This is a genomic window from Pseudomonas sp. Marseille-Q5117 (genome assembly GCF_946901175.1).
Classification (GTDB): domain Bacteria; phylum Pseudomonadota; class Gammaproteobacteria; order Pseudomonadales; family Pseudomonadaceae; genus Aquipseudomonas; species Aquipseudomonas iranensis.
Genome location: NZ_CAMPPP010000006.1, coordinates 120,184 through 139,931, shown reverse-complemented (window position 1 = coordinate 139,931; position 19,748 = coordinate 120,184). Strand labels below are relative to the sequence as shown.

The 19,748-nt window shown below is 60.2% G+C and carries 17 protein-coding genes; 14 read left to right on the top strand and 3 right to left on the bottom strand.

All coding sequences use genetic code 11. The annotated features are described in order from the left end of the window. Window positions 1-3: 3 nt before the first annotated feature. Window positions 4-540, bottom strand: a complete 537-nt coding sequence (locus tag OC605_RS12155; RefSeq protein WP_016773819.1) for an ATP-dependent zinc protease — start codon at window positions 538-540, stop codon at window positions 4-6. A 404-nt stretch (window positions 541-944) separates the two neighbouring features. Here OC605_RS12155 and OC605_RS12150 point away from each other — a divergent pair, with 404 nt between their 5' ends. The 6 genes from OC605_RS12150 to prpD all read left to right on the top strand — a co-directional run bounded on the left by OC605_RS12150 (window position 945) and on the right by prpD (window position 9,636). Continuing rightward, the gene (locus OC605_RS12150) at window positions 945-1,667 is read left to right on the top strand and encodes a GntR family transcriptional regulator (RefSeq protein ID WP_185757875.1); all 723 of its coding nucleotides are present in this window, start codon (window positions 945-947) and stop codon (window positions 1,665-1,667) included. Then, window positions 1,664-2,557 carry a methylisocitrate lyase gene (gene prpB / locus OC605_RS12145; RefSeq protein ID WP_024012298.1) on the top strand — a complete coding sequence of 298 codons (894 nt, stop codon included), beginning with the start codon at window positions 1,664-1,666 and terminating at the stop codon, window positions 2,555-2,557. Before OC605_RS12150 ends, prpB begins: the two co-directional genes overlap by 4 nt. 137 nt (window positions 2,558-2,694) lie before the next feature. After that, the gene (gene prpC, locus OC605_RS12140) at window positions 2,695-3,822 is read left to right on the top strand and encodes a 2-methylcitrate synthase (RefSeq protein WP_024012299.1); all 1,128 of its coding nucleotides are present in this window, start codon (window positions 2,695-2,697) and stop codon (window positions 3,820-3,822) included. Between the two features lie 199 nt (window positions 3,823-4,021). Further along, window positions 4,022-6,616, top strand: a complete 2,595-nt coding sequence (acnD, locus tag OC605_RS12135) for a Fe/S-dependent 2-methylisocitrate dehydratase AcnD (protein ID WP_262137360.1) — start codon at window positions 4,022-4,024, stop codon at window positions 6,614-6,616. Window positions 6,617-6,668: 52 nt separating this feature from the next. Beyond that, complete coding sequence (gene prpF / locus OC605_RS12130; RefSeq protein WP_262137358.1) at window positions 6,669-7,859, top strand: 2-methylaconitate cis-trans isomerase PrpF; 1,191 nt, start codon at window positions 6,669-6,671, stop codon at window positions 7,857-7,859. Between the two features lie 292 nt (window positions 7,860-8,151). Next, on the top strand, window positions 8,152-9,636 hold the full coding sequence (gene prpD / locus OC605_RS12125) for a 2-methylcitrate dehydratase (protein ID WP_262137357.1): 1,485 nt from the start codon (window positions 8,152-8,154) through the stop codon (window positions 9,634-9,636). A gap of 133 nt (window positions 9,637-9,769) precedes the next feature. On the opposite strand, the gene OC605_RS12120 is transcribed toward prpD, so the two are convergent. Next, complete coding sequence (locus tag OC605_RS12120) at window positions 9,770-10,588, bottom strand: pyruvate, water dikinase regulatory protein (protein WP_016773826.1); 819 nt, start codon at window positions 10,586-10,588, stop codon at window positions 9,770-9,772. A gap of 174 nt (window positions 10,589-10,762) precedes the next feature. On the opposite strand from OC605_RS12120, the gene ppsA reads away from it, so the two are divergent. The 8 genes from ppsA to OC605_RS12080 all read left to right on the top strand — a co-directional run bounded on the left by ppsA (window position 10,763) and on the right by OC605_RS12080 (window position 18,901). Further along, complete coding sequence (gene ppsA, locus OC605_RS12115; RefSeq protein ID WP_039762994.1) at window positions 10,763-13,132, top strand: phosphoenolpyruvate synthase; 2,370 nt, start codon at window positions 10,763-10,765, stop codon at window positions 13,130-13,132. Between the two features lie 98 nt (window positions 13,133-13,230). After that, on the top strand, window positions 13,231-14,220 hold the full coding sequence (locus OC605_RS12110) for an alpha/beta fold hydrolase (RefSeq protein ID WP_123443117.1): 990 nt from the start codon (window positions 13,231-13,233) through the stop codon (window positions 14,218-14,220). Window positions 14,221-14,430: 210 nt separating this feature from the next. Continuing rightward, complete coding sequence (gene rraA, locus OC605_RS12105; protein WP_016773829.1) at window positions 14,431-14,922, top strand: ribonuclease E activity regulator RraA; 492 nt, start codon at window positions 14,431-14,433, stop codon at window positions 14,920-14,922. 21 nt (window positions 14,923-14,943) lie between these two features. Next, window positions 14,944-15,939: a zinc transporter ZntB gene (locus OC605_RS12100; protein ID WP_186565779.1), complete on the top strand. Its 996-nt coding sequence runs from the start codon at window positions 14,944-14,946 to the stop codon at window positions 15,937-15,939. A gap of 63 nt (window positions 15,940-16,002) precedes the next feature. After that, a complete protein-coding gene (locus OC605_RS12095) occupies window positions 16,003-16,251 on the top strand; it encodes a hypothetical protein (protein WP_003223293.1) in 249 nt (82 codons plus the stop codon). A gap of 2 nt (window positions 16,252-16,253) precedes the next feature. Next, the gene (locus OC605_RS12090; RefSeq protein ID WP_016773831.1) at window positions 16,254-17,078 is read left to right on the top strand and encodes a mechanosensitive ion channel family protein; all 825 of its coding nucleotides are present in this window, start codon (window positions 16,254-16,256) and stop codon (window positions 17,076-17,078) included. Window positions 17,079-17,168: 90 nt separating this feature from the next. Beyond that, on the top strand, window positions 17,169-17,759 hold the full coding sequence (gene sigX, locus OC605_RS12085; protein WP_016773832.1) for an RNA polymerase sigma factor SigX: 591 nt from the start codon (window positions 17,169-17,171) through the stop codon (window positions 17,757-17,759). A 107-nt stretch (window positions 17,760-17,866) separates the two neighbouring features. After that, window positions 17,867-18,901 carry an OmpA family protein gene (locus tag OC605_RS12080; protein WP_016773833.1) on the top strand — a complete coding sequence of 345 codons (1,035 nt, stop codon included), beginning with the start codon at window positions 17,867-17,869 and terminating at the stop codon, window positions 18,899-18,901. A gap of 69 nt (window positions 18,902-18,970) precedes the next feature. Here the strand turns inward: OC605_RS12080 and cobA are convergent, their stop codons facing one another. Continuing rightward, the gene (gene cobA / locus OC605_RS12075; protein ID WP_262137348.1) at window positions 18,971-19,741 is read right to left on the bottom strand and encodes a uroporphyrinogen-III C-methyltransferase; all 771 of its coding nucleotides are present in this window, start codon (window positions 19,739-19,741) and stop codon (window positions 18,971-18,973) included. Window positions 19,742-19,748: the final 7 nt, after the last annotated feature.

Sequence of the window (19,748 nt, the reverse complement as noted above, 5' to 3'; positions counted from 1 at the left end):
AAATTACTCGGCGGTGTGAGCGGCGATGGTGCAGGCAGGTTTGCCGGCAGCGTATTTAAGACTGGGGTCGACCAGCGCGTCGAAGCGTTTCAGCGCCTCGGAGCCGATCAAAAGCGGGTATTGGAACGCACTTCGGTCGGTGAGGTTCACTTCGATGCTGCGCATTGCCGAACCCATGCAGATATCCAGCTCGATCACCGGACGGGCGGTGTACTGCTTGCCTTCTTCCGGATCGTAGTCGCCGGCACGGCGCTTGATCTTGCTGACCCGCGCCAGCGGCCGTTCGATGGGGTGCGAATGCGCGGTGTCGATGGCCAGGTAGAAACGTACCCAGGATTCACCGTTGCGTTTGAAGCGTTTGATGTCGCGGGCGCTGAGCGAGGCGGTTTTCGCCCCGGTGTCGAGTTTGGCCGCGACTTCGAGATTGATGCCGTCAAGCGAAGCGTATTCGTTGAGGCCATACACGGTTTTTTCCCCCGCGGCGGCGAGGCCGGGCAGGCAAAACAGAGCAAAAAAGGTGGGGAAAGGCTTGAGTCTCATAAATCCTGGTGCGCAGCGTTCCGTTATCGGTTCAGGTGCCCGCACAACCGTGCGCAAGCCCCTGCGTGTGCCTGGCAGCTTTTTATGGCAAGCCGTACTAAAGACCCGCAAATGCGGGCGGCATTCTAGCACGGTGGTTTTATGGCGCCAGCGCTTGCGCCGATCCATGAGCTGCAAGGGATGCCACTCTTGTGGGAGCGAGCCTGCTCGCGAATGCGCTGTGTCATTCGATGCAGAAGCCGGCTGATGTGCCGCCTTCGCGAGCAGGCCCGCTCCCACATTAATAAATGATCGATTGGCTGCGGTTATTAGACGATTGTCGACAATACCTATTTATCCTTTGACTGATGCGGTCTTATTGGCTAGTTTTTGCCGTATTGGATTTAAAGGTGTCGACAATCATGCTGGATCAACTCGATCCCCCGGTCATCAGCGGTGACGATTCCGAGACGCTATCGGAAAACGTCTTCCGCCGCATTCAGGCGGCTATCGTCAAAGGCGAAATCGCCCCGGGCAGCAAGATCTCCGAACCGGAGCTGGCGCGCACCTATGGCATCAGTCGGGGTCCGCTGCGTGAGGCGATCCATCGTCTGGAAGGCCAGCGCCTGCTGGTGCGCGTGCCGCACGTCGGTGCGCGGGTGGTCTCGCTCAGCCATGCCGAATTGATTGAACTCTATGAAATCCGTGAATCCCTCGAAGGCATGGCCTGCCGCCTCGCCGCCGAGCGCATGAGCGTTGAGGAAATCGACGAACTGCGCCGGGTTCTGGAAACCCACGAGCGCGATGCGGCGTTTCAGGCCGGCGTCGGTTACTACCAGCAGGAAGGCGATTTCGACTTTCATTACCGGATCATCCAGGGCAGCGGCAATCGCACGCTGACGCAGATGCTCTGCGGCGAGCTGTATCAACTGGTGCGCATGTACCGCATCCAGTTTTCCACCACGCCGAACCGCCCGCACCAGGCGTTCGCCGAACACCACCGCATTCTCGATGCCATCGCCGACCGTGACGGCGAGCTCGCGGAATTGTTGATGCGCCGCCACATCGGCGCCTCTAAACGCAACATCGCCCGTCACTACGAGGACGGCGCCCACAACCAGACAGCCACTGAACGAGGTGATGCATGACTTCCAACCTGAACACGCCGGGCCAGCGCTTCCGCGATGCGGTCGCCAGCGAGCATCCTTTGCAAGTGGTCGGCGCGATCAACGCCAACCACGCGCTGCTGGCCAAGCGCGCCGGTTTCAAGGCGATTTACCTGTCCGGCGGCGGCGTGGCCGCAGGCTCGCTTGGCGTGCCGGACCTGGGCATCACCGGGCTGGATGATGTGCTGACCGACGTGCGCCGTATCACCGACGTTTGCGACCTGCCGCTGCTGGTGGATGTCGACACCGGTTTCGGCTCGTCGGCGTTCAACGTGGCGCGTACGGTCAAGTCGATGATCAAGTTCGGCGCGGCGGCGATACATATCGAGGATCAGGTCGGCGCCAAGCGCTGCGGCCATCGCCCTAATAAAGAAATCGTCAGCCAGCAGGAAATGGTCGATCGCATCAAAGCCGCCGTCGATGCCCGTACCGATGACAGCTTCGTGATCATGGCGCGTACCGACGCACTGGCAGTGGAAGGTCTGGAATCGGCACTTGATCGCGCGGCAGCGTGCATCGAAGCCGGCGCCGACATGATCTTCCCGGAAGCGATTACCGAACTGGACATGTACAAGCTGTTCGCCAATCGTGTGAAAGCACCGATCCTGGCCAACATCACCGAGTTCGGCGCAACGCCGCTGTACACCACCGAACAACTGGCCGGCGCTGACGTCTCGCTGGTGCTTTACCCGCTGTCGGCGTTCCGTGCGATGAACAAGGCAGCGGAAAACGTCTACACGGCGATCCGCCGCGATGGCACGCAACAGAATGTCATCGACACCATGCAGACTCGCATGGAGCTCTACGATCGTATCGATTACCACACGTTCGAGCAGAAGCTCGATGCGTTGTTTGCACAGAAGAAAGGCTGAACAAAACCCTGTGGGAGCGAGCCTGCTCGCGAAGACGGACTGACATCCAACATTGATGTCGACTGATCCAGCGCTTTCGCGAGCAGGCTCGCTCCCACAAGTTTCCCCATACAAATTCAAGAAGATTGGAGAACACAATGGCCGAAGCAAAAGTACTCAGTGGCGCCGGGCTCCGTGGCCAGGTTGCCGGGCAAACCGCATTGTCCACCGTGGGCCAGGCCGGAGCCGGGCTGACCTATCGCGGCTACGACGTGCGTGAACTGGCCGCCGACGCACAATTTGAAGAAGTCGCCTATCTGCTGCTGTACGGCGAACTGCCGACAACAGCGCAACTGGCCGACTATCAAAGCAAACTGAGCAAGCTGCGCGACCTGCCGCAAGCTTTGAAAGAAGTGCTCGAACGAATTCCCGCCGACGCCCACCCGATGGACGTCATGCGCACCGGTTGCTCATTCCTCGGCAACATCGAACCGGAGAAAGACTTCTCAGAACAGCGCGACAAGACCGACCGTCTGCTGGCCGCGTTCCCGGCGATCATGTGCTACTGGTATCGCTTCAGCCACGACGGCAAGCGCATCGACTGCGTCAGCGACGAGCCAACCATCGGCGGCCACTTCCTGCACCTGCTGCACGGCAAGAAGCCAAGCGAACTGCACGTCAAAGTGATGAACGTGTCGCTGATCCTCTACGCCGAACACGAATTCAATGCCTCAACCTTCACCGCACGGGTTTGCGCTTCGACGTTGTCGGATCTGTACTCGTGCGTGACGGCGGCCATCGGTTCGCTGCGTGGCCCGTTGCACGGTGGTGCCAACGAAGCGGCGATGGAAATGATCGAGCGCTTCTCGTCGCCGGAAGAGGCGATCAAAGGCACCCTCGGCATGCTCGAGCGCAAGGACAAGATCATGGGTTTCGGCCACGCGATCTATAAGGACAGCGACCCGCGCAACGAGGTGATCAAGGGCTGGGCGAAAAAACTCGCGGACGAGGTCGGCGACAAGGTGCTGTTCCCAGTCTCCGAAGCCATCGACAAGACCATGTGGGAGCAGAAGAAATTGTTCCCGAATGCCGACTTCTACCATGCCTCGGCGTACCACTTCATGGGCATCCCGACCAAGCTGTTCACGCCGATCTTCGTCTGCTCGCGCCTGACCGGCTGGGCCGCACACGTGTTCGAACAACGCGCCAACAATCGCATCATCCGCCCAAGCGCCGAATACACCGGCGTCGAACAGCGCAAGTTCGTGCCAATCGAACGTCGCTGAATGGTGAGCTGACCCGGAAACCAGAGAACCCCGCTAGACCCTGTGGGAGCGAGCCTGCTCGCGAAGACGGACTGGCATCGAACAAGGATGTCGACTGATCTACCGCTTTCGCGAGCAGGCTCGCTCCCACAGTGGACGGTGTGCAACTCAGGTGTCTGGCCTCACCCTTTGAAATTACCGTGACCCGAGTCCTGACCCGATGAACACAGAATTCCGCAAGAACCTGCCCGGCACGCCGCTGGATTACTTCGACACCCGCGCGGCGATCGAGGCGATTGCACCCGGCAGCTACGACACCCTGCCGTACACCTCCCGCGTGCTGGCGGAAAACCTCATGCGTCGCTGCGACCCGGCCACGCTCACCGATTCCCTCGAGCAACTGATCGAACGCAAACGCGATCTCGATTTCCCGTGGTTCCCGGCGCGGGTGGTCTGCCATGACATCCTCGGCCAGACCGCGCTGGTCGACCTTGCCGGCCTGCGTGATGCCATCGCTTTGCAGGGCGGAGACCCGGCGCAGGTCAATCCGGTGGTGCCGACGCAGTTGATCGTCGACCACTCTCTGGCCGTTGAGGCGGGCGGTTTCGATGCCCAGGCCTTCGAGAAGAACCGCGCCATCGAAGATCGCCGCAACGAAGACCGTTTCCACTTCATCAACTGGACCAAAAAGGCCTTTAAGAACGTCGATGTGATCCCGCCGGGCAACGGCATCATGCACCAGATCAACCTGGAGAAAATGTCGCCGGTGATTCAGGTGCGCGAAGGCGTGGCGTTCCCCGACACCTGCGTCGGCACCGACAGCCACACGCCGCACGTCGATGCGCTGGGCGTGATCGCCATCGGTGTCGGCGGCCTCGAAGCCGAGAGCGTGATGCTCGGCCGTGCGTCGTGGATGCGTCTGCCGGAAAGCGTTGGCGTCGAACTGACCGGCAAGCTGCAACCAGGCATCACCGCCACCGACATGGTCCTGGCCCTGACCGAATACCTGCGCAAGCAGAAAGTCGTTGGCGCATGGCTGGAATTCTTCGGTGAAGGGGCGGCAGCGCTGACCCTCGGTGACCGCGCGACCATCTCCAACATGGCCCCGGAATACGGCGCCACGGCGGCGATGTTCTACATCGACCAGCAGACCATCGATTACCTGAAACTGACCGGCCGTGAAGACCAGCAAGTTCAATTGGTCGAGCAATACGCCAAGTTGACCGGGCTTTGGGCTGACAGCCTCAAAGGTGCGCAATACGAGCGCGGCCTGACCTTCGATTTGTCCTCGGTGGTGCGCAACATGGCCGGCCCGAGCAACCCGCACGCCCGCGTTGCGGTGTCCGATCTGGCGGCCAAAGGCATCTCCGGCCAGTGGGATGACGTGCCGGGGCAAATGCCCGACGGCGCGGTGATCATCGCCGCCATCACCAGTTGCACCAACACCAGCAACCCGCGCAACGTCATCGCCGCCGGCCTGTTGGCGCGCAATGCCAACAAGCTCGGCCTGACGCGCAAGCCGTGGGTCAAATCCTCGCTGGCGCCCGGTTCGAAAACCGTGGCGCTGTACCTCGATGAAGCGGGGCTGACCACTGAGCTGGAGCAGCTCGGTTTCGGCGTTGTGGCGTTTGCCTGCACCACTTGCAACGGCATGTCCGGCGCCCTCGATCCGCTGATCCAGCAAGAGATCATCGACCGCGATCTGTACGCGACCGCTGTGCTTTCCGGCAACCGCAACTTCGACGGCCGCATTCACCCGTACGCCAAACAGGCATTCCTCGCCTCGCCGCCGCTGGTGGTTGCCTACGCGATCGCCGGGACCATCCGTTTCGATATCGAAAAGGATGTGCTGGGCGTGGTCGATGGTCGGGAAATTCGCCTGAAAGACATCTGGCCGAGCGATGAAGAAATCGATGCGGTGGTGAAGTCTTCGGTCAAGCCTGAGCAGTTCCGTCAGGTCTATATTCCGATGTTCGCCGTGCATGAAGACACCGGGCCGAAAGTCGCGCCGCTGTACGACTGGCGTGAGATGAGCACCTACATCCGCCGTCCGCCGTACTGGGAAGGCGCGCTGGCCGGCGCCCGTCCGCTGAAGGGCATGCGCCCGCTGGCGGTGCTGCCGGACAACATCACTACCGATCACCTGTCGCCATCGAACGCGATCATGCTCGACAGCGCCGCCGGCGAATACCTGGCAAAAATGGGCCTGCCGGAAGAGGACTTCAACTCCTACGCCACCCACCGTGGCGACCACCTGACGGCACAGCGCGCGACGTTCGCCAACCCGAAACTGTTCAACGAAATGGTCGTGGAAAACGGCAAGGTCAAGCAGGGTTCGCTGGCGCGTGTCGAGCCGGAAGGCCAGGTCATGCGCATGTGGGAAGCCATCGAAACCTACATGCAGCGCAAGCAGCCGCTGATCATCATCGCTGGCGCTGACTACGGTCAGGGTTCGTCCCGCGACTGGGCGGCGAAAGGCGTGCGCCTGGCCGGCGTCGAGGCGATTGCCGCTGAAGGGTTCGAGCGCATTCACCGCACCAACCTGGTGGGCATGGGCGTGTTGCCGCTGGAATTCAAACCCGGCACCAACCGCCACACCCTGGCCATCGATGGCAGCGAAACCTACGACGTGATCGGCGAACGCAAGCCGCGTGCGGATCTGACGCTGGTGATCAATCGCAAGAACGGCGAGCGCGTCGAAGTGCCGGTGACCTGCCGTCTCGATACCGCTGAAGAAGTGTCGATCTACGAGGCCGGCGGCGTGTTGCAGCGCTTCGCACAGGATTTCCTCGAAGGATCGGCGGTAGCCGTTTAAATCAACGTGTGGGCATGGGATTTCAAGTCCGATGCCTTCGGTAAGGAGCACCATGGCTCACGCACCACAAATCAGAATCGCTGCCACCTACATGCGCGGCGGCACCAGCAAAGGCGTGTTCTTCAGCCTCAAGGATCTGCCCGAAGCAGCGCAGGTCCCAGGACCGGCGCGCGACGCGTTGCTGCTGCGAGTGATCGGCAGCCCCGATCCCTACGACAAGCAGATCGACGGCATGGGCGGCGCGACGTCGAGTACCAGCAAAACCGTGATCCTGTCGAAAAGCACCCGCGCCGATCACGACGTCGATTACCTGTTCGGCCAGGTGTCGATCGACAAGCCGTTCGTCGACTGGAGCGGCAACTGCGGCAACCTCTCGGCGGCGGTCGGTTCGTTCGCCATCAGCAACGGTCTGGTCGACGCCAGCCGCATTCCGCACAACGGTGTGGCGGTGGGGCGCGTGTGGCAGGCCAACATCGGCAAGACCATCATCGCCCACGTGCCGATCACCAACGGCGAAGTGCAGGAAACCGGTGATTTCGAACTCGACGGCGTGACCTTTCCGGCGGCCGAAGTGCAGGTCGAATTCATGGATCCGGCGGCGGAAGAAGAGGGCGGTGGTGGCTCGATGTTCCCCACCGGCAATCTGGTCGATGAGCTTGAGGTCCCGGGTGTCGGCACGTTCAAGGCGACCATGATCAACGCCGGGATCCCGACGATATTCGTCAACGCCGAAGACATCGGTTACACCGGCACCGAACTGCAAGGCGCGATCAACGGCGATCCGCAAGCGCTGCTGATGTTCGAGACGATTCGTGCTTACGGTGCGTTGCGCATGGGCCTGATCGCCAATCTGGAAGAAGCCGCCAAGCGGCAACACACGCCGAAAGTCGCATTCGTCGCCAAGCCTGCGGATTACGTAGCGTCGAGTGGTAAAGGGATTGCCGCGGGTGACGTCGATCTGCTGGTGCGCGCGTTGTCGATGGGCAAGCTGCACCACGCCATGATGGGCACGGCGGCAGTGGCGATCGGCACGGCGGCGGCGATTTCCGGCACGTTGGTCAATCTTGCTGCTGGTGGCGTTGAACGCAATGCCGTGCGTTTCGGCCATCCGTCCGGGACTTTGCGCGTGGGCGCTGAGGCGACGCTGGAGAACGGCGAATGGGTGGTGAAGAAAGCCATCATGAGCCGCAGTGCGCGGGTGCTCATGGAAGGTTACGTCCGCGTGCCTGCTGACTCGTTCTGACTCGACATTTTACCCTCACCCCAGCCCTCTCCCTGAGGGAGAGGGGGCTGACCGAGGTGTCTTGCGAGGTACATCGACCTGAGAGATCGAGACGATTATGGATTCAGCGATGGACTTCCAGGTCGGTGAACCTCCACGGCATCCCCCAATCGGTCCCCTCTCCCTCGGGAGAGGGCTAGGGTGAGGGGCTACCCTCTGACACAACACAAAGAAACCAGACACCACGAACCATAAACCAGCCAAGCCCCTGAGGAAGACCCAACCACTCATTTCCCCGAACAGGAGAACCACCGTGAGCGCCAACGTCGACCTGAACAACCGCCCCGATTACGACGCAGTCCTGCAGGACATCGCCGACTACGTCCTCACCTTCAAGCCCGAATCCGCCGAGGCGCTGAACACCGCGCGCAATTGCCTGATCGACACGCTTGGCTGCGGTCTGCTGGCCCTGCGTTTCCCCGAATGCACGAAACACCTCGGCCCGATCGTCGAAGGCACGGTTGTACCGTTCGGTGCACGAGTGCCAGGTACCCCTTATCGTCTCGATCCGGTCAAAGCAGCGTGGGATATCGGCTGCATCGTCCGCTGGCTCGACTACAACGACACTTGGCTCGCCGCCGAATGGGGGCATCCATCGGACAACCTCGGTGCCATCCTCGCCGTTGCTGATCACCTGTCACAGAAACGCATCGCCAACGGTGAGGCGCCGCTGACGGTTCGCGATGTGCTGGAAGCAATGATCATTGCCCACGAGATTCAAGGCGTGATCGCTCTGGAAAACTCCTTTAACCGGGTAGGACTGGATCACGTCATTCTGGTGAAAGTCGCCTCGACCGCCGTCAGCGCCCGACTGATGGGCGCCAATCGCGAGCAGCTGCTGTCGGCGCTGTCCCACGCCTTCGCCGACGGTCAGGCGCTGCGCACCTATCGCCACGCACCCAATGCCGGCTCGCGCAAATCCTGGGCGGCGGGGGATGCGGCGAGTCGTGGCGTGCGTCTGGCCGACATCGCCATGCGCGGTGAGATGGGCATTCCCGGTGTGTTGAGCGCGAAGCAGTGGGGCTTCTATGACGTATCGTTCAGCCACACCAACAACGATCTGGCGCTGAAGCCCGAGGACAAACGCGCTTTCAGCTTCTCCCGGCCGTTCGGCAGTTACGTGATGGAAAACGTGCTGTTCAAGATCAGTTTCCCCGCCGAATTCCATGCGCAGACGGCGTGCGAGGCGGCGGTGACCTTGCATCCGCTGGTTCGCAATCGCCTGCATGAGATCGACCGCATCGTCATCACCACCCATGAATCGGCGATCCGCATCATTTCCAAGGTCGGCCCGCTGGCCAATGCCGCCGACCGCGACCACTGCCTGCAATACATGACCGCCGTGCCGCTGGCATTCGGCAATCTGGTCGCGGAGCACTACGAAGACGACTTCCACAAGGCGCATCCGATCATCGACGTGCTGCGCGAAAAAATGGTCATCGTTGAAGAACCGCGCTTCACCCGCGAATACCTTGAGCCTGACAAACGCTCGATTGCCAACGCCGTGCAGGTTTTTTTCAAGGACGGCAGCAGCACCGACAACGTCGTGGTGGAGTACCCGATCGGCCATCGCCGCCGCCGCGCCGAAGGCATTCCGTTGCTGGAAGACAAGTTCAAGGCCAACCTGGCCACGCGGTTTGCCGGCCAGCGTTGCGCTGAGATATTTGCGCTCTGTGAGGATCAGGCGCGGCTGGAAGCCACAGCGGTGAATCGATTCATCGACCTGTTGGTGATCTGACAGACCGCGTTATCGTTCTTCGCGGGCAAGCCCGCTCCCACAGGGAATGGTGATGAACACAGAAATTGTGAACGCCTTCAGAACCTGTGGGAGCGGGCTTGCCCGCGATAGCGTCAGATCAGGCACCACAAACCTACTTGAACCGCCGCTCAACGCCTTTTTCCACGAGAATCTTCGCCGAAATCTCTTCAACGGAGAAATGCGTGGAATTGATGTGGGGAATGTTCTCGCGGCGGAACAGGTTTTCCACTTCGCGCACTTCGAATTCGCACTGGGCGTAGCTCGAATAACGGCTGTTGGGCTTGCGCTCGTTGCGGATCGCAGTCAGGCGGTCGGGGTCGATGGTCAGGCCGAACAGCTTGTGCTGATGGGCGCGCAGAGCCGTCGGCAGGGTCAGGCGCTCCATGTCGTCTTCGGTCAGCGGATAGTTGGCCGCGCGGATACCGAACTGCATGGCCATGTACAGACACGTCGGCGTTTTGCCGCATCGCGACACGCCCACTAGTATCAGATCGGCTTTGTCGTAATAGTGGGTGCGCGCGCCGTCATCGTTGTCGAGAGCGAAGTTCACCGCCTCGATGCGCTCCATGTAATTGGAGTTGTGCCCGATGGAATGGGATTTGCCGACGGTGTAGGAAGAGTGCTCGGTGAGCTCCTGTTCGAGCGGCGCGAGGAAAGTCGAGAAAATGTCGATCATGAAACCATTGGACGTTGCGAGAATCTCACGAATGTCCTGATTGACGATGGTGTCGAAGATGATCGGGCGAAAGCCGTCGGTTTCAGCGGCTTTGTTGATTTGTTGTACCATGGCCCGCGCTTTTTCCACGCTGTCGATGTAGGGCCGCGTGAATTTGCTGAAGGTAATGTTTTCGAACTGCGCCAACAGGCTTTGACCCAGGGTTTCGGCGGTAATGCCGGTGCCATCGGAGATGAAGAAAGCAGATCGTTTCATTTGCACCTTGGGCCTTAAGCTAGTAACGAATCTTGGATATGATAGGCGCGATTTGCCGGCCGCCATTGGCCCGCATTCTCACTTATTTTCCAGGTCCAGGCCATACAACCGGCCAAGGCTCCCCCGGGCCGCCGGTTTCTGAGCTTTTCCAACACAGTTAGTGGAGAGATCACCTTGGTAGAGTACGTAGTTTCCCTCGATAAGCTCGGCAAACACGATGTTGAGCATGTGGGGGGCAAGAACGCATCCCTGGGCGAGATGATCAGTAACCTGGCAGGCGCCGGTGTTTCGGTCCCCGGCGGCTTCGCCACGACGGCTCAGGCCTATCGTGACTTCCTCGAACTGAGCGGCCTGAACGAGCAGATCCACAAGGCCCTCGACGCGCTCGACGTCGACGACGTCAATGCCCTGGCCAAGACCGGCGCGCAGATCCGCCAATGGATCATGGACGCCGAATTCCCTGAAAAGCTCAACACCGAGATCCGCACCGCGTTCGCCGCGCTGTCGGCCGGCAATCCTGATGTGGCCGTTGCCGTGCGTTCTTCCGCCACCGCCGAAGACCTGCCGGACGCGTCCTTCGCCGGCCAGCAGGAAACTTTCCTGAACATCCGTGGTGTGGAAAACGTTATCCGCGCCGCCAAAGAGGTGTTCGCTTCGCTGTTCAACGACCGTGCGATTTCCTACCGCGTGCACCAGGGCTTCGACCACAAACTGGTCGCCCTGTCGGCTGGCGTGCAGCGCATGGTGCGTTCGGAAACCGGCACCGCCGGCGTGATGTTCACCCTCGATACCGAATCCGGTTTCCGTGACGTGGTATTCATCACCGGCGCCTACGGCCTGGGTGAAACCGTCGTACAAGGCGCGGTCAACCCGGATGAGTTCTACGTACACAAAGGCACGCTGGAAGCCGGTCGTCCGGCCATCCTGCGCCGCAACCTGGGCAGCAAAGCCATCAAGATGATCTACGGCGACGAGGCCAAGGCCGGTCGTTCGGTCAAGACTGTCGATGTCGACAAGGCCGAACGCGCGCGTTTCTGCCTGACCGACGCCGAAGTCAGCGAGCTGGCCAAGCAGGCGATGATCATCGAGAAGCACTACGGCTGCCCGATGGACATCGAGTGGGCCAAGGACGGTGACGACGGCAAGCTGTACATCGTTCAGGCGCGTCCGGAAACCGTGAAAAGCCGCACCCAGGCCAACGTGATGGAACGTTACCTGCTAAAGGAAACCGGCACCGTGCTGGTGGAAGGTCGGGCGATCGGCCAGCGCATCGGCGCCGGTAAAGTACGGATCATCAAAGACGTCTCGGAAATGGACAAAGTCCAGCCGGGCGACGTTCTGGTATCCGACATGACCGATCCGGACTGGGAACCAGTGATGAAGCGCGCCAGCGCCATCGTCACCAACCGTGGCGGGCGTACCTGCCACGCGGCGATCATCGCCCGTGAGCTGGGCATCCCGGCGGTGGTAGGTTGCGGCAACGCCACCCAGCTGCTGAAGGATGGCCAGGGCGTGACCGTGTCTTGCGCCGAAGGCGACACCGGCTACATTTTCGAAGGCGAACTGGGCTTCGACATCAAGAAGAACTCCGTCGACGCCATGCCGGAGCTGCCGTTCAAGATCATGATGAACGTCGGCAACCCGGACCGTGCCTTCGACTTCGCCCAATTGCCGAACGCCGGCGTTGGTCTTGCGCGTCTGGAATTCATCATCAACCGCATGATCGGCGTGCACCCGAAAGCGCTGTTGAACTACGACGGCCTGCCGCAGGAAATCAAGGACAGCGTCGACAAGCGTATTGCCGGTTACAGCGACCCGGTCGACTTCTACGTCGACAAACTGGTGGAAGGCATCAGCACCTTGGCTGCAGCGTTCACGCCGAAAAAAGTCATCGTGCGTCTGTCGGACTTCAAGTCCAACGAATACGCCAACCTGATCGGCGGCAAGCTCTACGAGCCGGAAGAAGAAAACCCGATGCTGGGCTTCCGTGGCGCTTCGCGTTACATCAGCGAATCGTTCCGCGATTGCTTCGAACTCGAATGCCGCGCGCTGAAACGCGTGCGCAACGAGATGGGCCTGACCAACGTGGAAATCATGGTGCCGTTCGTCCGTACTTTGGGCGAAGCCAGCCAGGTGGTCGATCTGCTCGCCGAGAACGGCTTGAAGCGCGGCGAGAACGGTCTGCGCGTGATCATGATGTGCGAACTGCCATCCAACGCGATTCTGGCCGAGGAATTCCTCGAATTCTTCGACGGTTTCTCGATCGGCTCCAACGACCTGACCCAACTGACTTTGGGTCTGGACCGCGATTCGGGGATCATCGCGCACCTGTTCGACGAGCGGAATCCGGCGGTGAAGAAGCTGTTGGCCAACGCCATTCAGGCCTGCAACAAGGCCGGCAAGTACATCGGCATCTGCGGTCAGGGTCCTTCGGACCACCCGGATCTGGCCAAGTGGCTGATGGAACAGGGCATCGAAAGCGTGTCGCTGAACCCGGACACCGTGCTGGAAACCTGGTTCTTCCTCGCCGAAGGTCAGGCTTGATCAGTATGTAATTGGCCCGCGCCCCATGTGGGAGCGGGCCTTGAGATTGAAGTAGGGCGGGCTCCAGCGGATGCCGCCCTTTTTTGTGCAAGAGCATTATGCAAAGCAGCAGCAACCTGTTTCCTGTCGCGCTGATCAGCGCCGAGCGGCGCGGCGATCTGAGCGAAGACGTCTATCGATTGAAACCCGGCAACAGCCCGGACTGGTCCGTGGAGATCGCCGTCACCCGCCTGGGCATGGCCGATGACACGGCGCCACGCGGCGTGCCGGTGATTCTGTTGCACGGCAGCTTTTCCAATCGGCGCTTCTGGTTTTCCCCCAAAGGCCTCGGGCTCGGCGCGTATCTGACGCGGCTGGGCTTCGACGTGTGGATTCCGGAAATGCGCGGTCACGGCCTGTCCCAGCGCAATGAGGACTACCGGCGCAACCGCGTGGCCGACTATGCCCGCTACGATCTGCCGGCGATTGCCGCGTTCGTGCGTGAGCAGAGCGGACAGATCCCGCACTGGATCGGCCATTCGCTGGGCGGCATCACCCTGGCGGCGGCGCTCGGTGGCGAATATCTCGGCGAACCGGCCGTGGCCTCGGCGGCGTTTTTCGGCACCCAGGTCAGCCGCACCTACTGGCCGTTGAAAATCCCACCGGTGGAGTGGGGCGGGCGCTTTATTCTCAAGCGTTTCGCGCAATTGTCCGGCTCACGCCTCAAACGCGGCCCGGAAGACGAGCCGATCGGCCTGGCCATCGAAAGCATGCGCTGGTACGGCTTGTTCGGCCGCTTCGGCGACAAGGACAAGGATTGGTGGGCCGGGCTTGCCGAGGTGCAGGTGCCGGTGTTGGCTGTGACGGCAGCGGGCGATCATCAGGATCCGGCGTGGGCCTGCCGCAAGCTGTTCGAGCAGATCGGCTCCGAGCACAAGCAGTTCATCAACCTTGGCCGCGAGCAGGGCTTCTCGGACAATTTCGGTCATGTCGAAATGTTGGTGAGCAAAGCAGCGCAGGCTGAGGTATGGCCGCTGGTGGCGCGCTGGTTGAACGATCAGCAGACGCCATTGCTGGCGCAGACGACAGATCTGGCCGCAGCGGTGTGAGGGGCGTTCCGTTCAGCCTGGCTTGCGGCTAAGATATGACGCATTGTGCGGTTCTGGTCATATTTCGTGACTGTTTAGCGATAACGTTTCAGCCGCGGTTCAGGTTCGCTCAGCGACCATGGCATGGACTAAGGTAAACAGCGACCGCTGGAACTCGTCTCATCAGAATGCGGCATCCTTGATCGTCTTCCTTGTTACAGGAGTTTTTCGATGGAACATTACCTTACGCCTGATCTGTGCGACGCCTACCCGGAGCTGGTGCAGGTGCTGGAACCGATGTTCAGCAATTTCGGCGGCCGGGATTCCTTCGGCGGCGAAATCGTGACCATCAAGTGCTTCGAAGACAATTCGCTGGTCAAGGAGCAGGCCGAACTCAACGGCAAAGGCAAAGTGCTGGTGGTCGATGGCGGCGGTTCGCTGCGCCGCGCCCTGCTGGGCGACATGATCGCCGCCAAGGCTGCGCAGAACGGTTGGGAAGGGCTGGTGATCTACGGTTGCATCCGTGACGTCGACGTCATCGCCCAGACCGATCTCGGCGTGCAGGCGCTGGCCAGCCACCCGATGAAAACCGACAAGCGCGGCATCGGCGACCTCAACGTTCCGGTGACTTTCGCCGGCGTGACGTTCCACCCAGGCCAATACATTTATGCGGACAACAACGGCGTGATCGTGTCGCCGAGCCCGCTGAAAATGCCTGAATAAGCTTTTCGACAAGGGATGCGGATGTTCGAGGAAGAAAACGCGCAATGGGGGCTGGTGCATGCCCTGGTGCTGGACGGCAAGGGCGGTGCGCGTTCGATAGCCCGGACTGAGCTCGACGATTTGCAGCTGCAGGCCCATGAAAGCCTGTGGCTGCACTGGGATCGCAGCCATCCGCAGACCCAGACCTGGCTGCGTAAATCCAGCGGGCTCAATGAATTCACCTGCGATCTATTGCTGGAAGAGAACACCCGCCCGCGTCTGTTGCCATTGCCCGACTTTGAGCTGTTGCTGTTTCTGCGCGGGGTCAATCTCAATCCCGGCGCCGAGCCGGAAGACATGGTCTCGGTGCGGATTTTCGCCTCCGCTCAGCGCGTGATTTCCCTGCGTTTGCGCCCGTTGCGGGCTACGGATGAGTTGCTGGCGCTGCTGGTTGAGGGCAAAGGGCCGAGAACTTCCTCGGAATTGATGCTGTATCTGGCGCAGTTCCTCACGAATAAAGTGCAGGATCTGGTCACATGCCTGTCGGAAGTGGTCGATGAGGAAGAAGAAAAGCTCGACGCCGACGAACGGTATACGCCCGAGCATGGGGCGATTTTGCACATCCGTCGCAGAGCGGCCGGGCTGAAGCGTTTTCTCGCCCCACAGCGGGATATTTTCGGCCAGCTGACGCGGATCAAACTGCCGTGGTTCGTCGAAGACGACGCCGACTACTGGAACGAGTTGAACAACAGCCTGACCCGTTATCTGGAAGAGCTCGAATTGACCCGAGAGCGCGTGGGGCTTGTGCTGGAGGCCGAAGACCGGCGTTTGAGCGTGCACATGAACCGCACCATGTACCGCTTCGGCATCATTACCTGCATCTTTTTGCCGATGAGTTTCATCACCGGTCTGCTCGGCATCAATGTCGGCGGTATTCCGTTCGCCGAAAGCCCGTATGGGTTCCTGATCGCCTGTCTGACGGTGCTCGCCCTGGCATTCGGCCAGTGGTGGTTGTTCCGTCGATTGCGCTGGGTGTGAACATGGCGCATGTGACCCGAGTAAATCTGCCCGCGTCTTTCACAGACATCACGAGAGGTGCGTATGCACGATCCGTTTGAACAGTCTTTGCGCGACATGCTCAACGCTTCGCCGTCCAGCCGCGACGACGATGCGTGCCTTGGCCGCGTACTCAAAACCGCCAACCGCCAGGTCGGCGCCGGTGATCTGTTCAGCCTGCTGGGCCGCTGGCTGCCCGCGCTGATGATCGCCCTGAACAATGGCTCGGCGCATGTCTCGCCGGTTTCCCGTCTCCGTAAAACCACTGCTCGCACTGCTGATAAGGCTGATTGAATATGGAACTTGATCTCTGGACCCAGAGCCTCGTCACTGCAATGACTGCGTTGTGGACCAAAGTCGCTAACTTCATTCCGAACCTGTTCGGCGCACTGGTTGTGCTGCTGCTGGGTTTCGTCGTGGCCAAGCTGCTCGACACCTTGCTCTCCAAATTGCTCGCCAAACTGGGCCTCGATCGCCTGATGGGCGGCACCGGGCTGACCAAGCTGATGTCGCGCGCCGGGCTGCAAGTGCCGATCTCGACGCTGATCGGTAAAATCGTCTACTGGTTCGTTCTGCTGATTTTTCTGGTTTCCGCAGCAGAATCCCTTGGCCTTGAGCGAGTTTCAGCTACGCTGGACATGCTGGCGTTGTATCTGCCGAAAGTATTCGGCGCCGCGCTGGTATTGCTGGTCGGGGTCCTGCTGGCGCAACTGGCCAACGGGCTGGTGCGCGGCGCAGCAGAAGGCGTAGGGCTGGACTACGCTTCCGGGTTGGGACGGATCGCGCAGGGGCTGGTGATCATCATCAGCATCTCGGTTGCGATCAGCCAGCTCGAGGTCAAGACCGACCTGCTGAACCATGTAATTGTCATCGTTTTGATTACCGTTGGTCTGGCAGTTGCGCTGGCCATGGGTTTGGGAAGCCGGGAAATCGCCGGTCAGATTCTTGCGGGAATCTATGTGCGTGAGCTGTATGAGGTTGGGCAACAAGTGCGTGTTGGCGAGGTCGAAGGCCAGATCGAAGAGATCGGCACGGTTAAAACCACATTGCTGACCGATGAGGGTGAGCTAGTCTCTCTCTCCAATCGGATCCTGCTGGAACAGCATGTGAGTAGCCGCTAAACCGGCAAACCCTGCTAATGTATGCCGCCGCAAAATGCCAGCCGAGGCTGGTTGTGGCGGACATTGACCTGACTGTCGGCACGACTTGTTTTGAATAAAGCCCAACCGCTATCCACGCGCTACGACCCCCGCGAGCTCTCTGATGAGGAGTTGGTCGCGCGCTCGCATACCGAGCTGTTTCACGTAACGCGCGCCTACGAAGAGTTGATGCGGCGTTACCAGCGAACATTATTTAACGTCTGCGCGAGATATCTTGGGAACGATCGCGACGCAGACGATGTCTGTCAGGAAGTGATGCTGAAGGTGCTGTACGGCCTGAAGAACTTCGAGGGGAAATCGAAGTTCAAAACCTGGCTTTACAGCATCACTTACAACGAATGCATCACGCAGTATCGGAAGGAACGGCGTAAGCGTCGCTTGATGGACGCTCTCAGTCTGGACCCTCTTGAAGAAGCGTCTGAAGAAAAGGCGCCGAAGCCGGAGGAGAAGGGTGGGCTTGATCGCTGGCTGGTGTATGTGAATCCGATTGACCGCGAAATTCTGGTGCTACGATTTGTCGCAGAGCTGGAGTTTCAGGAGATCGCAGACATCATGCACATGGGTTTGAGTGCGACAAAAATGCGTTACAAACGCGCTCTAGATAAATTGCGTGAGAAATTTGCAGGCATTGCTGAAACTTAGTTCAGCGCAAATATCTCTTACGTGTAGGCAAGTTCTGATAGACTTGCCGCCGAGTTGTCCCCCGGTTTGCGGGACTGCTTCACAATCACCAGATGGGGATTTAACGGATGAAACTGAAAAACACCTTGGGCTTGGCCATTGGTTCTCTGATTGCCGCCACTTCGTTCGGCGCTCTGGCACAAGGCCAAGGCGCAGTTGAAATCGAAGGCTTCGCTAAGAAAGAACAATTCGACAGCGCTCGTAACTTCAAGAACAACGGCAACCTGTTCGGCGGTTCGATCGGTTACTTCCTGACCGACGACGTTGAACTGCGTCTGGGCTACGACGAAGTGCACAACGTACGTGCCGACGATGGCAAGAACGTCAAAGGCGCTAACACCGCTCTGGACGCTCTGTACCACTTCAACAACCCAGGCGACATGATTCGTCCATACGTTTCGGCCGGTTTCTCTGACCAGAGCATCGACCAGAACGGTTCGAACGGTCGTAACCGTTCCACCTTCGCCAACGTTGGCGGCGGTGCCAAGCTGTACTTCACCGAGAACTTCTACGCCCGTGCCGGCGTTGAAGCTCAGTACAACATCGACCAGGGCGACACCGAGTGGGCTCCTAGCGTCGGTATCGGTGTGAACTTCGGTGGCGGCTCCAAGCCAGCTGCTGCTCCAGTTCCAGCACCTGCTGAAGTCTGCTCCGACAGCGACAACGATGGCGTTTGCGACAACGTTGACAAGTGCCCGGACACCCCAGCCAACGTAACCGTTGACGCTGATGGCTGCCCAGCAGTTGCTGAAGTTGTTCGTGTTGAGCTGGACGTGAAATTCGACTTCGACAAGTCGGTAGTCAAGCCAAACAGCTACGGCGACATCAAGAACCTGGCTGACTTCATGAAGCAGTACCCATCCACCACCACTACTGTTGAAGGTCACACTGACTCCGTCGGTCCTGACGCTTACAACCAGAAACTGTCCGAGCGTCGTGCAAACGCCGTTAAGCAAGTTCTGACCAACCAGTACGGTGTTGAATCGTCCCGCGTTCAGTCTGTTGGCTACGGCGAATCCCGCCCAGTTGCTGACAACAAAACTGACGCTGGCCGCGCTGTAAACCGTCGCGTAGAAGCGCAGGTTGAAGCTCAAGCTAAGTAATTAGCTGCCGCTGATGGAAAAGCCCGGCTCAGGCCGGGCTTTTCTTTGTCTGCGATTTGGCTTCGCCGCTTAAAGCGCCTGCGCGTTGTACGCCGACCCGGAGCTACCGAAAGCTGCGATCTTTTGTTCTTGAGCAACGGCCGCCACCGCACCAATCACCAGAATCGCCGGGCTCTTCAATTCAAACGCCGAGGCATCCTCAGCCATCGCAGTCAAATCACTGCGACATTCACGCTGATGCGCCAAAGAGGCGTTTTCGATCATCGCCACTGGCGTATGCGCCGCCATCCCTCCGGCCAGCAGCTGATCACGAATCTCGCCCAGCTTGGCCACGCCCATGTAAACCACGAGCGTCGTCCCGCCTTGCGCCAACGCCTGCCAGTTCAACTGGCTGTCATCCTGCGTGTGCGCAGTCACCAGCGTCACCCCGCGCGCCACGCCACGCAGCGTCAGCGGAATATCGCACTGCGTCGCCCCGGCCAGCCCAGCGGTGATGCCATTGACCAATTCCACTTCAACCCCGCGCTCGCGCAACCACTGCGCTTCTTCGCCACCGCGGCCGAAAATGCACGGATCGCCGCCCTTCAGGCGCACCACGCATTTGCCCTGGCGGGCATAACGCAGCATCAGCCGATGGATAAACGCCTGCGGGGTCGAACGGCAGCCGCCGCGTTTGCCCACCGGGATCACCCGCGCAGCCGGGCAGTGCTCCAGCACCGCGTCGTTGACCAGATCATCGATCATCACCACATCGGCCTCGCGCAATGCGCGCACCGCTTTGAGCGTCAGCAACTCCGGATCGCCAGGGCCTGCGCCCACCAGCCAGACTTTCGCATTCATGGTGTTG